General features: G+C 42.3%; 9 protein-coding genes and 1 pseudogene. 6 read left to right on the top strand and 4 right to left on the bottom strand.

The genetic code is table 11. From position 1 onward, the window contains the following. Positions 1-140: 140 nt before the first annotated feature. Complete coding sequence (gene galB, locus BLR84_RS00045) at positions 141-2,567, top strand: beta-galactosidase GalB (protein ID WP_090462591.1); 2,427 nt, start codon at positions 141-143, stop codon at positions 2,565-2,567. 152 nt (positions 2,568-2,719) lie between these two features. Here the strand turns inward: galB and BLR84_RS00040 are convergent, their stop codons facing one another. Then, positions 2,720-3,316 (bottom strand): HD domain-containing protein, encoded by a 597-nt coding sequence (locus BLR84_RS00040; RefSeq protein ID WP_090462588.1) that lies wholly within the window; start codon positions 3,314-3,316, stop codon positions 2,720-2,722. A 210-nt stretch (positions 3,317-3,526) separates the two neighbouring features. On the opposite strand from BLR84_RS00040, the gene BLR84_RS00035 reads away from it, so the two are divergent. Next, positions 3,527-4,393, top strand: coding sequence for an aldose 1-epimerase family protein (locus BLR84_RS00035; protein ID WP_090462584.1), 867 nt, complete (start codon positions 3,527-3,529; stop codon positions 4,391-4,393). Positions 4,394-4,495: 102 nt separating this feature from the next. Next, on the top strand, positions 4,496-4,840 hold the full coding sequence (locus BLR84_RS00030; protein ID WP_090462581.1) for a hypothetical protein: 345 nt from the start codon (positions 4,496-4,498) through the stop codon (positions 4,838-4,840). 53 nt (positions 4,841-4,893) lie between these two features. Here the strand turns inward: BLR84_RS00030 and BLR84_RS00025 are convergent, their stop codons facing one another. From BLR84_RS00025 to BLR84_RS00015, 3 genes are all read right to left on the bottom strand, one after another. Further along, positions 4,894-5,664 carry a hypothetical protein gene (locus BLR84_RS00025; RefSeq protein WP_255366824.1) on the bottom strand — a complete coding sequence of 257 codons (771 nt, stop codon included), beginning with the start codon at positions 5,662-5,664 and terminating at the stop codon, positions 4,894-4,896. Positions 5,665-5,825: 161 nt separating this feature from the next. Then, positions 5,826-8,654 carry a DNA gyrase/topoisomerase IV subunit A gene (locus BLR84_RS00020; RefSeq protein WP_090462578.1) on the bottom strand — a complete coding sequence of 943 codons (2,829 nt, stop codon included), beginning with the start codon at positions 8,652-8,654 and terminating at the stop codon, positions 5,826-5,828. Between the two features lie 418 nt (positions 8,655-9,072). Next, positions 9,073-10,308 carry a hypothetical protein gene (locus tag BLR84_RS00015; protein WP_090462575.1) on the bottom strand — a complete coding sequence of 412 codons (1,236 nt, stop codon included), beginning with the start codon at positions 10,306-10,308 and terminating at the stop codon, positions 9,073-9,075. A 272-nt stretch (positions 10,309-10,580) separates the two neighbouring features. On the opposite strand from BLR84_RS00015, the gene BLR84_RS00010 reads away from it, so the two are divergent. The 3 genes and pseudogenes from BLR84_RS00010 to BLR84_RS30510 form a co-directional block, all read left to right on the top strand. Continuing rightward, on the top strand, positions 10,581-11,360 hold the full coding sequence (locus BLR84_RS00010; RefSeq protein ID WP_090462572.1) for an SDR family NAD(P)-dependent oxidoreductase: 780 nt from the start codon (positions 10,581-10,583) through the stop codon (positions 11,358-11,360). Positions 11,361-11,846: 486 nt separating this feature from the next. Continuing rightward, positions 11,847-12,653 (top strand): phytanoyl-CoA dioxygenase family protein, encoded by an 807-nt coding sequence (locus BLR84_RS00005; protein WP_090462569.1) that lies wholly within the window; start codon positions 11,847-11,849, stop codon positions 12,651-12,653. Positions 12,654-13,472: 819 nt separating this feature from the next. Continuing rightward, positions 13,473-13,567, top strand: a pseudogene (locus tag BLR84_RS30510) (glucosamine-6-phosphate deaminase); the annotation flags it as partial.

Here is a 13,567-nt window from a genome sequence, read left to right as displayed (position 1 = left end):
CCTCACCCCGGCCCTCTCCAAAGGAGAGGGGGCTAAAAACATCTTCCTCGTCAAACGATAAAATAATTACCCGATTTCACTATTCCATAATTATTTATAATTTAGTGTCAAAAACACAATTAAAATCTAAATAAATAATTATGCCTCCTTTAAAACTGTCTTTACTAAAGCATGGTCTGCTTTGTATGGTGATGCTGACCTGCTTAAATTCTTTTGCCCAACAGAGCCGGCAAACCGTCGATTTTGATAAAGGCTGGCGATTTAATTTAGGTGTTGTTACCGATGGACAGCTATCCGGCTTTAACGATGCCGGCTGGCGCTCATTGAACCTGCCGCATGACTGGAGTATTGAAGGGAAATTTAGTAAAGACAATCCGGCCACGCCCGAAGGCGGCGCCCTGCCGGGTGGCATAGGCTGGTACCGCAAAACATTTACCGTTCCTGCGGCATCAAAAAACAAGCTGGTTTATATTGATTTTGATGGCGTTTATCAAAAAAGCGACGTTTGGATCAACGGGCATCACCTGGGTTTCAGGCCTAATGGCTATATCTCCTTCAGGTATGAGCTTACACCCTATTTAAACTTCGGTGGTAAAAACGTGATCGCGGTTAAGGTTGATAACTCAGTACAACCCAACTCACGCTGGTACTCCGGCTCGGGTATTTACCGGAATGTATGGCTGATAACTACCAATAAAGTAGCTATTGATCATTGGGGAACTTATATCACTACACCAGAAGTAAGCAGTGCATCAGCAAGTATAAACTTAAAGGCCAAAGTGAAAAACAGAGCCGGTAAAAAGGAAGTTTTTACAATCAAAACATCTGTTTATGACGAAACAGGTAAAGTCGTATCGACAGGTGGTTCCATCCCTTCAAAAACTGATTTACAGGATACGGTATTTGAAAACTCCATTAATCTTACCGTTAAAAACCCTCATTTATGGTCGGTTAACCAACCTTACTTATACAAGGTAGTAACACAGGTGATCAGCGGAAAAACAATAGTTGATACCTACTCCACACCTTTAGGTATCCGCTATTTTAATTTCGACGTGGACAAAGGTTTTAGTCTGAATGGTAAATCCATGAAGATCCTGGGTGTATGTGATCACCACGACCTCGGTTCATTAGGGGCTGCCATCAATACCCGTGCCCTGGAACGCCAGCTGCAAATTTTAAAAGCGATGGGTTGTAATGGCATCCGTACTTCGCACAATCCACCTGCGCCTGAACTGCTTGACCTTTGTGATAAAATGGGTTTTATTGTAATGGACGAAGCTTTTGACTGCTGGGACTGGAAAAAAGAGAAATATGATTATCACCTGTTTTTTAAGGAATGGCACAAACGCGACCTGGAAGATCAGATCCTGCGCGACCGCAACCACCCCAGTGTGATGATCTGGAGCATCGGTAACGAGATCCCGCAGCAGCATGATACTTCGGCCCTACGGATCGCGCCCGAGCTGACCCGAATAGTGCACAGTCTTGATAAAACCCGGCCTATTACCGCTGCCAATAATAACCCCGATACCAGTAATAAGATCATCAAATCTGGCGCTATTGACCTGGTGGGTTACAACTATCATGAAGGTGAATACGCCAAATTTCATGACCGATATCCAGGCAAAAAATTCATCGCTACAGAAACAACTTCAGGCCTGGAAACCCGTGGATATTATGAAATGCCATCAGACAGTATCCGGATATGGCCTGAGCGTTGGGACAAACCATTTGTACGGGAGGGCAACAATGTTTCGGCCTATGATAATGTACGACCACCATGGGGTTCGACCCACGAGGCTACCTGGAAGGTGATGAAAAAATATGACTTCCTTTCGGGCATGTTCATCTGGACAGGCTTTGATTACCTGGGCGAACCTACGCCTTACAGCTGGCCATCGCGCAGTTCCTACTTTGGTATAGTTGACCTGGCGGGCTTCCCGAAGGATGTTTATTATATGTATCAGAGCGAATGGACGGATAAACCGGTACTTCATATTTTTCCGCACTGGAACTGGGAGCCTGGAAAAACGGTTGATGTTTGGGCCTATTATAACCATGCCGATGAGGTAGAACTTTTTCTGAACGGAAAATCATTAGGTATTAAAAAGAAAACCGGCGACGATCTGCATATCATGTGGAGGGTAAAGTTTGAGCCCGGCATATTGAAGGCCGTATCGCGCAAGGATGGTAAAGTTGTTTTAACCCGCGAGATCCATACCGCGGGTGTACCGGCAAAAATTGAATTATCTGCCGATCGTAAACTGATTGCTGCCGACGGAAAAGACCTGTCGTTCATCACCGTAAAAATTCTGGATAAAGATGGCAACGTTGTACCTGATGCCAACAACCTGATTAACTTTAAAATTAACGGTGAGGCATTTATAGCCAGCGTTGATAACGGCGACCCGGTTAGTCACGATTCTTTTAAAGTAAATTACCGTAAGGCATTCCATGGACTGGCACTGGCTATTGTACAGGCCAAAGAAAAGGCCGGCGTTATTAACTTTACGGCAACCTCCAATGGTTTGCAAAGCGCGTCGATAGTATTAACGAGTAAGTAAAAAACGAAAGAAGTCATCCTGAATTTATTTCAGAATCTCTCAGGACAGTTAGTTATACAACCTTACATGTGGGATGCCGAAACAAGTTCGGCATGACTTGATACTTAATAGAAATGAGCGCCCGATTATACCGGGCGCTCATTTCTATTTTATCACTCTTCCTTTTTCAAAATGCCCTTTTCAGCCAGTTCATCAATCAGCGATTTGCCAAAATCCCAGAGGGTTTGCGAGCCGTACTGAATAATACTATTCTTTTGTACCACTTTATCGTAACTAATGTTGTGCTCCCGCCAGACAACGCCATTGTTAGAAACATCCTGAAGTAGCGGTTCCAGCCTGTCCATGGCACGTGCAAATTTGGCTTCGGGAGTTTCGCCGGCCTCAAACTCTTCCCATATGGCCGTAAATTCTTCGGTTTGTTCTGGTGGCAGCAGGCCAAAGATCCTTTCGGCGGCTTTACGCTCGGCTTCGGTATTGGTGTGGTTAATTACCGTATCGTACAAAAATACATCACCAGCATCAATCTCCACCACATCATGTATCAGCAGCATCTTGATCACTTTAAGCGTGTCTACCGACTCGTTGGCATGTCTGGCCAAAACCATGGCCATTACTGCTAAATGCCAGCTATGCTCGGCGTCGTTTTCACGTCTGTCGCTGTTAAAAAGGCGGGATTTACGCTGGATGTATTTTACCTTGTCTATTTCGTGGATGAAAGCCACTTGTTGAAGGAGATGCTCAAAATTCATAGGTTATGTTTAAGCATTGCAAATATAACTCATATTTAAGTTTACTCAATGGTTTAATGAAAAAGAAACAGGATAGGTTTTGCTTTGTTAAGTAAACAATAGTCTAAAAATTACGCATTTTTTGTACTATCTGGCACATCCTAATTCACAAAAATTGCTGTAACTTGCTTGCATATTAGTTAATTTTCTAAAAATAATTGCCGTTGACGTATGACCGTATTAGAAAACGAGTTTCTCAAAGTAGCCATTGATTTGAAAGGCGCGCAGCTCAGTTCATTTTATAACAAAGAAACCGGTATTGAGCACCTTTGGCAGGCCGATCCTGATATTTGGCCCTGGCATTCGCCTAATCTTTTCCCGATTGTGGGCGGCCTCATCAACAACCAGTTACTAGTTGAGGGACAGGCATACGATATGGCAAGACATGGCATTGCAAGGCAATCAGAATTTATTTTGCTGGAATCTGATGAGGTGTCGGCCAGTTTCTCGCTCCCTTACTGCGAAAAAACACTACTGGTATATCCATTCAAATTTGATTACCAGGTTTTGTATATGCTGATCGATAATTCGTTGAGGGTAACCCACAAGGTGATCAACCTGGATAAAAAAACCATCTATTTTTCGGTTGGTGCGCACCCTGCTTTTAACATACCGTTTTTTAAAGGTGAAAACTACGAGGATTATTACCTTGAATTTGAAACCGACGAACATCTGGAAGCCAACATGCTATCGGCTGATGGATTTTTTACCGGCGAAACCCACCCGGTAGCAACCCCAGGTAATAAACTCTACTTAACCCGCCATTTGTTTGATGCCGACGCACTTGTTTTTAAACAGCTCAACTCCCGGATGGTTACTATTAAAAGTAAAAAGCATGATCAATCTGTTTCGGTAGAATTTCCACACTATAATTACTTAGGCGTATGGGCCAAGCCCGGCGCCGATTTTGTGTGTATTGAACCCTGGCTGGGCTGCGCTGATACGCAGGATCACCACGTAAACATCAACAAAAAAGAAGCCATACAAACCCTGCATGCAGGCCATGTTTTTGAAGCCCCCTATTTTATTAGTCTTTAGGCAGGATTTTTGCTATAAAAAAATAAGGGAAGCAGTAAAACATTTTTGCTGCTTTTTTATTTTACAATAATTAAACACAACACGCTATTAAAACTAATTAACATGAAAAAGAAAATTTATCTTATCGCCCTTACGATGCTGCTTTCTGTTGCGGCATTTAACAGTTATGCATCTACCGCTACAGACGGTGCTTTAACTATATTGAGTAAGGAACAAATTGCCAGTATGACCACTGAGCAAAAACAAGCCCGTGTTGAAGAGATCAAAGCCCGGGTGAATGAAATTAAGGCTATGGATAAGTCTGAACTTACCAGGCAAGATAAAAAAGAGTTACGTACAGAACTTAAAGGTTTAAAACATGAAGCCAATGCATTAGGTGGCGGTGGTGTTTACTTATCAGTAGGTGCTATTATCATCATCATTTTAGTATTGATCCTGATCCTTTAATCGGCATTATAAAATAAAGAAGGCCTCCTGATGTATTTGGGAGGCCTTTTTATTTATACCGTTTTTTGAACCGACAGTTTCTTGAGCTCATCTTTTGCTTTGGCAAACCAAATCCGGTTGCTTTTCCGTTCCATTGGACTTAGGTGGGGTTGCTCTTCCAGCATATCTGCAAAAACCTGGTAAGCGTCGTTATCCCGACCAGCCCTTGTTAAAAACAAACCATATTCATAGCGTGGTTCAAAATAAGAATACCGCCCTTTCATAGCTTTAAATTCGTTTTCGGCCAATGTCATTTCCCCGGTACGTTCCAACGATTGCGCATACAAAATATGCGCCTTTGAACGAGTAAACTGAGGCAGGTTATAAAGCTTCTTTGCAATGGGGATCACTTCATTATACCGTTGCTGTTCAAAATAAGCAATGATGAGTTGGGCAAGTACGTGTTCGTTTTCTGAGAAGGCCCCGGTGAGGCTTGCTGTATATAGTTCAACCGCTTTATCGGTATATCCTGCGGCCAGGTAGGCATCGGCCAGTTTTACCTTATTGGCAAAGGTGTCGGTAAAGCGCAACTCATCTTCCAGCTTTTTGATCTTGCCGCCCGGGTTCAGTACAGCGCCTACATCTATTTTGGGTGCCCTGATGATATTCCTGTTCGAAATCATTTCGCTATAGATATATACGATACAGCCTATAACAGGTATAAATACAATGAGCCAAATCCATCTGCTAAGCGTACCCCGGCGGGCGCTATGAATAGCACACAGGATCTGCAAACCAATAATAATATAATAATAGGAACCGCCGCCGCCAAAAAACATATTCATTGTAAAAGATAAAGGTGATTTGTATGATCAAAAATAAAAAAACGAAGCGGTAAGCAAATATACTTTCATCAGAAAATCAATATTTTATCCGTCTATGTCATGTTTTGGTCTTAAAGCAACAAAGCCACCGGTATTTACTCGCGGTGGCTTTGCTATTTTATTTAAAAGAGTCCCAACTGCCCTTTGTCATCCAACTGGATGTCATCCGGGTTGGTGATCTCAAAATCTACTTTTTTGTGTACTTCTTTGGGTTGATCGTCTGATGGTTCCGGTTCTTTGGCTTCAGGCGCTTTCGGTTCCTGTTTTGAAGCAGCAGGTGGTTTCGGCGGTTTCTGTGCTCCCACTTTAGGCTGCTCTACTTCCGTTTCCTGTTCTGTCAGTTCAGGTTCTTCGTCCGGCAACTGATCAACAGGTTCATCTGAACCTGTTTCTTCATCCAGTACGGTTTCCGGTTCTTCTGTATCAAGGGGTTCATCCGCGCTTTCGCTATCGGCTATCAGTTCAACTGATCTTACCGGAAATTGCGACAAGCGGTTACCCATGGCCTTCATGCCTTTTACATCAATCAGTTCGGCCAGATTTATTTCAATTGTTTCGGGGGCTTGTTCTTTACCTTTCAGCTGCACCACACTCACCAGCGGCGACTCCTTGGCCATCAATATCAGTTTTGATCCGGCTTCCTCACTAATAATACTAACCTGCTTGCCTAAAGCTATATGCTCAAATGAGAAACGCTTGACCATATAGTTTTTCGATTTGCCATCCAGGTGTATCACCGAATAAACTTTTTTAGGATCATATTTTTCGATCAGGATCATCTTATCATCAAAATGATTATTCAGATCGAAGCTGGTCAGTTCGTATACACCGTTACTCAGCACATTTAATATACGGTCGTCGCCATCAAATTCGCCCAGGTATTTACCGCGGCTATCGGCATTCAAGCGTTTCAGGATATCATCATACCAGATCTTACGACCGGCCAATGTTGATACACCTTTACTTTTCAAGATGATCTTTTTAACCGGGTATTTGGTAATGATGTTACCCATAGAGCCACGGCCTTTGATAGCCAGGACAGCAAAATCTTCATCAAACTGCAACTTTTTGAGTTTGGAATGAGGTTTTAGCTGAACGTTCACCACTTCGGCTTCGCCATTAGGGTTAGCGCTAAAATAAAGCACCCTGGTGCCCTTGGTGCCTTTGGTGAGGTCATACTCCTTATCGCGGGTTACACCTACTACCGAGAAACGTTTAATATAGCTGATACCGCTAGTACCATCCTTATAGATCATGTTATACACGGTACGCTCATCATTCTTTTTAAATACAGCAACATGTATGATCTCCTTACCCACAAATACCTTGTCCTGCACTTTGGTAATGATGCAACGCCCATCGGCACGGAAAACAATGATCTCGTCAATATCCGAGCAATCGCCCACCAGTTCATCCTTTTTAAGACCCGAACCGATAAAGCCATCCTCACGGTTAACATATAGTTTTACATTGGCCAGTGCCACCTGGGCGGCTTCTACCCTATCAAAGGTGCGCAGCTCTGTTTTACGTTCACGATCCTTACCATATTTTTCCTTGAGTTTCTCGAACCAGGCAATGGTATAATCGGTGAGGTGTTTCAGATGGTGTTTCACCTGCTTGATCTCGTTCTCCAGTGTCTTCATCAATTCATCCGCTTTTTTAACGTCAAAGCGGGTGATGCTGCTCATGGGTTTATCGATCAGTTTTTTATAATCCTCAGGTAAGATCTCCCGGTAAAACTGCGGGAAGAAAGGTTCAAACAAACGATTCAATACCTCTAATACGGCTTCAAAATTGCCTGAGTTTTCATATTCGGGGTGTTTGTACATCCCCTCCTGTATAAATATTTTGAGTAATGAACTAAAGAAGATACGTTCCATTAGCTCTTTCAGCCTAATCTCCAGTTCCTGCTTCAGCAAATCTTTGGTAAAAAAGGTGCTTTCGCTGAGCATATCATTTACGCTCATGAACCTTGGCTTATCATTCTGGATAACGCAGGTATTGGGCGATATGGATACCTCACAATCGGTAAATGCATACAGCGCGTCGATAGTTACATCGGGCGAAATACCGGGTGCCAGGTGTATCATGATCTCGACATGCTGAGCAGTATTATCTTCGATCTTTTTGATCTTGATCTTACCCTTATCATTGGCCGATATCACGCTATCGATCAAACTGCCGGTCGTGGTCGAGAAGGGAATCTCGGTAATGGCCAGTGTTTTTTTATCGCGCTCTACAATTTTAGCACGCACACGAATCTTACCGCCACGTTGTCCTTCGTTATATAAAGAAGCATCGGCCATACCACCTGTAGGAAAATCGGGTAGCAGGTTTGGCCGCTCCCCTTTCAATACAGCGATAGATGCATCTATCAGTTCAATAAAATTATGCGGTAATATTTTGGTAGCCAAACCTACAGCGATACCTTCGGCACCCTGTGCCAGCAGCAAAGGAAACTTTACAGGAAGTGTAATCGGCTCTTTGTTACGCCCGTCATAACTAGCCTGCCAAACGGTGGTATCGGCATTAAAAACAACATCAAGCGCGAATTTGGACAAGCGCGCCTCAATATAACGTGGCGCCGCGGCCGAGTCGCCGGTTACCGGGTCGCCCCAGTTTCCCTGGCAATCTATCAGCAGGTTCTTTTGCCCAATCTGCACCATGGCATCACCAATAGAGGCATCCCCGTGCGGGTGATACTTCATGGTATTACCTATTACGTTGGCTGCTTTATTAAATCGCCCGTCGTCCATCTCCTTTAGCGAGTGCAGGATACGGCGCTGTACAGGTTTTAGTCCATCATTGATATGCGGAACAGCACGGTCGAGAATTACGTAAGAGGCATAATCCAGAAACCAGTTTTCGTATAACCCGTCGAGTGAGGTAACATTATGTAATTTTTGTTCATTGCCTGCGGGTATATCGTTTTGATTCAGATCTTCACTCATTATATGCTAAAAAACTTTTGGATGGGTAAAGATAAAAAATTATGCGCGATTACTCATAGTCAATAGTCCATAGTCCATAGACCATGGTCCATAGTTAAAGGCTTAATAGCTATGGACTACTCTTCACAACTTACTTGCGCTCGTTTGCAACGAGTGCTTATTGTGGAACGGCGATTGCATCGCCCTTGCGTTTTAAACGCAAACCCATGTTAAGCACTCGTTGCAAACGAGCGCAAGGCTAGTGGACGGAAGCAGGATCATTAAACAGGCAGGCCATTTTGTTAAAAGTGGGTTTACATGGTTTACACTTTTCATGGTTTACATTGATTTATTTTATTGACAATCAGATAATTACATACTTACCTTCATAAAAATATGTAAACCATGTTTTTATAAGCGCGTAACTACCCATACTATTTTATTTGTCTTGATTCTTGACTCTAACCTCTTGATTCTCTCTCAATAAATCATTACAGATAAACAAATTATAGTTATTGTCTGTATTCAGCACCTTGCCTTCCAGTACACTTTGCCCGGCACTGGCTGGGTTATTACCCCGCCCCAAGGGCCAGCTGCCATTAGTATATAAAATGCTGATACCCGCTGTACTTGCCAGGCTCAATCCAAAATCGGTACAATTATTTCTGTTGAGGTTGTAATTTTTCTGATCGAACTGCTTAATCACTTTGAGAATCCTCTTAAATCTCCGCTCTGATATAAATTTACCAACGGTCTCGTCCCAACCATGCAGCTCATCATTTTTAAAAACGGATCCTGTTGTCGGGAATAATGGCGTGGCCGATAAAAAGTGGTCTTTTTTGGGATAAAACCCGAACGACCTGGATACCGATGTAGAATCGGCGTTATACTTGATGAGTGTTATAAAGGTATGCCCTACCTTACTTAATTTCACAAATATTCTCCTTTTACCCGATACCGGTTGTGAGATATGGATCAACAGGGCATAGGCCGAAGCTTTTTTACCATCATCAAAAGGATCAATGATATTGACCAGCTGCGTGGGCGGTGATTTTATTTCCCTGTCAGGGTAATCATAGTTACCAGAATCAGCAGCCAGCATTTGCTCATCTGCTTTGTTTATAGCCAATAAACCGGCAATTGATGCATTATCCTGTAAATTTATCTGTGTAAAAGTGGGTTTGTTATCAGCTGTATAAGAACTATCCACAGCCACCGAATCTGTTAAACGCGTGCCAATCCGTTCATCCTCTACCTGCAGGGTTTTAAAATAACATTTCATCGCCAGCGAATACATCCGGAGCCTGGCAAATATGTTGGCCATGTGGTAGTAAAACTTGTGGCTTCGTTTTTTATCGCTGGTTACCGCTTTTACCTGGTCGGCTTTTAGGAGCTTGGCAATAGGCCGGGCATCATGCTTTTTGCCATATACATCCAGACTGGCTACTTTTTGCAGATAGCTTTCTTCATCAAAATCGGCCGCGCTCAGGGTGTTATCCGCGGTAACATCGGGCTTTTTAAAGGCAGTGGCCGAAATGACCCTATTATGCACAGCACCAGAATCGACCCGTAACTGCGCATATCTAACAACCGGGGCATTCTGTGCATAAAGAGGTACTTGCAGTGATAGTAATATAATGGCACTATATCCTATCCATCGTAATAATGCTTTCATTTCATTGCGGTTTGGTTGAACAAAACGGTTATTAAAAACAAAAGCCTTTCATAAAACTGAAAGGCCCAACAACAAATATTGATCTGTATTTTATGCCGCCCCTCTACAATAACCTGATACTACAACACTTAACGTTGCATATAGTGTTAATCATATGTGTGGCGTTTGTAATCATATAGATACAAACATACAAATAGTCTACAAATTTAGTAGTCATTTTGTAAAAGAAATTTGTACACTTGTTTATCAATAGCATTTTAGGGTCTTATAACATGAATACTTACGCTTTAATTACGGGGGCCAGCAAAGGCATAGGCCGGGCTTTAGCCCTGCAACTGGCAAAAAAAGGATACCCTGTTTTACTGGTAGCCCGTTCCAAAGACGAACTGCAAGCACTGGCAACCGAAATAATAACCACCTATCAGGTACAGGCCCGGTGGCTGGCTATCGACCTATCTGATAGCCAGGCTTCGGAAAAAGTTGTTAAATGGTGTACCGATAATTCATACCCCGTATCTGTGCTCATCAATAACGCGGGTTATGGCTTATGGGGCAGTTTTGAAAATGTAACTATCGACGGGCAGCTCAACATGATCAGCCTAAATATCAATGCGCTGGTGAAATTGACACACGCGTTTATACCTATATTAAAGCAACAATCGCAAGCTTATATTTTAAATGTGGGCAGTACCGCGGCCTATCAGGCAGTACCCACACTGGCTATTTACTCGGCAACAAAAGCTTTCGTATTGTCGTTTACCAGGGCCCTGAGATATGAGCTTAAAGATTCTGTTATATCCGTGAGTTGCCTTAGTCCCGGTCCTACCGATACGGGGTTCGCCCATCGCGCAGGTCTTGATGCCTTTGCCAATCTGGCGGCTAAGTTCAATATGCAGCCTGAAGAGGTTGCAGCAATTGGGTTAAAAGGCCTATTTAATAAAAAGGTAGAGATTGTGCCCGGTTTACTGAACAAACTTTCGGTGACTGGGGCCCGGCATTTGCCTAAGGCACTAATTGAAAAAATTGGGGGTGATTTGTATAAGAGTAAATAAAATCGTGAAGATATATTTTAGAGGGATTCTCTCCTCGCGTCATTGTGAGGTACGAAGCAATCTCTATGCTTACAGAGCGGCCTTGCTTATCGGGGATTGCTTCGTACCTCGCAATGACGTATGGAGCGGAAGTACCGAAGGCGGAGGGATGTCGAGCGCAGCGATGATAAGGTGAGCCGACACCGTACGGCAGCTTGAACTACACCCAATTAGCCTATTTCAAAAAATATTTTCATAATTATTTGTTTTTTCCAGATCACTTGCTACATTTGCAATGTCTATTAAATCTATAGACATTATATATTAAATAATTGACAACACAAAATTCACATATAACCAATGCATGTTACATGCGAATGCCTTTCCCCAAGAAGGTAATGGTTTGTTGTTGTTGATCTTTTTCACCTCGCTGCATACTACAATACAATTACCTGCTATCACATAGCCGGGGTTTCTACATCATTTTTTACTATTTATAATTTCAACATGAGTACCGTATATAAAAAATTTCTTTTAGGCGATAAGCTTACCACCGAACAACACACCTTTTTTAATGAGCATGGTTTTATTCATTTCAAAAATTTCATTAACCCCGAAACCGTGCAGCTCATCACCAGGGCATCTGAGCAGGTGCAGGAGCAATGGATAAAAAACGAAGTAGCCAAAGTTAATGGTGTACCTATAAAATATGGTAAGGATCTGAATGGTGATACCATTGTACAGCGTTTCGCTTTCATCAACCAGCACCACCCTGTGTTTTCAGAATTTATACAGGATCCCCGTTTTAATACTTTACTTGATATTATTGGCCCCGATGCCAGGTTTGGGACTGATGAAAAAGATGGGATGGTATTGAATCATTACGTAAACAGCGAGCAAAGCAGCTTTACCAAAATGGGCTGGCATACGGATGGCCTGCGCGATATTTTCCATGGACAAAAGTTAAACCCCATGCTAAATGTAGGCATCCACCTGAGTACCCTGAAACCAGAAAATGGCGGATTAAGGATATTGCCCGGAACTCATAAACAAGGACTTTATCAAATGCTTTTTAAAAAGAAATATTTCCTGGATCACGATGCCGACGAGAATGAGCTGGCCATTACACCAGAAGCCGGAGACCTCACCATCCATGACGGCCGGTTATGGCACCGGGTAGCGCAATCATCAGTCATTGGCGAAGCCAGCCGCCGCCGTGTGATCTATGTACCTATTATTGCAGGTAAATATGCGCCGAAAGATGCCAACAGCCCTACTGTGTTTTATCAGAAATTTGCCGGCCTAGTTAAATAATCAGATGCTTATACTTTTATTATTCGGTTATTTAGCACGCACAGGTAAGCTTGCCCCGGCGCAAAACGCATTAATAAAATTTAAATATTATTATAAAGGCAGGCGCGCTGCCTTTGTACGTGTATTAAGTTAATGCGAAATATTATAAATGAAAAATAATTACAATTTAATCTACTAAATACATAGATTTAATAGATTAAATATTATATTTGCAACAGAAGGTTTATAAATGGTGGTTCATTTCATATAACTCAAAAGCAGGTGCTGGTTCGGCAGCAAACGGATGGGTTCGACTCCCTCCCCTGCATCTCTCTTCTCTCATATTTATGTTTTATAATTGGTTAATTAGAGTTCCTGCCCATCAGGAGCTCTTTTTTATTTTACCCCCTAAAGGCTGCTTAAATTCCATTGTTTTTAAATGTAGAGACGCATACTTGCGTCTCCCGCATGCACATTAATTAAGTCGGTTAAACGTTTTGCAAAGCGGCTTGTCTTGTGGGAGACGCAAGTATGCCTCTCTACATCAAAATATTTTTAAACCAAACTTAAGCCCCGCAGACGATTATTTAATAATTTGATAAAATGAATTTTACTTATTAAAAAAATTTAAAAAGTGTTTGAAATTAAAAATTAGTTTTATTAAGTTTGTAACAATAATGTACAGCATGTTATTCAACGGAATTTACTTTAGCCTCATGTCGGTGAGGTTTAAAAGGTTTTGTTAATTGGTTTGATAAAAATCCTCGTTTCGGCGGGGGTTTTTTGTATAGTGACTTTTTTTATTCATCATATAACTATAACACAGGTTCTTAGAAAATTATGGCCCGATTAAATTTATTGGAAGAGACCCGGTACGAGAAGCTGCCGGTAAGCGTTTATGGTACCCAGCAACAAGCCTCGGTAGCGGTGGCTGC

The sequence above is a fragment of the Mucilaginibacter sp. OK268 genome (genome assembly GCF_900103125.1).
GTDB lineage: Bacteria > Bacteroidota > Bacteroidia > Sphingobacteriales > Sphingobacteriaceae > Mucilaginibacter.
This window is presented reverse-complemented; position numbering and strand designations above follow the sequence as displayed.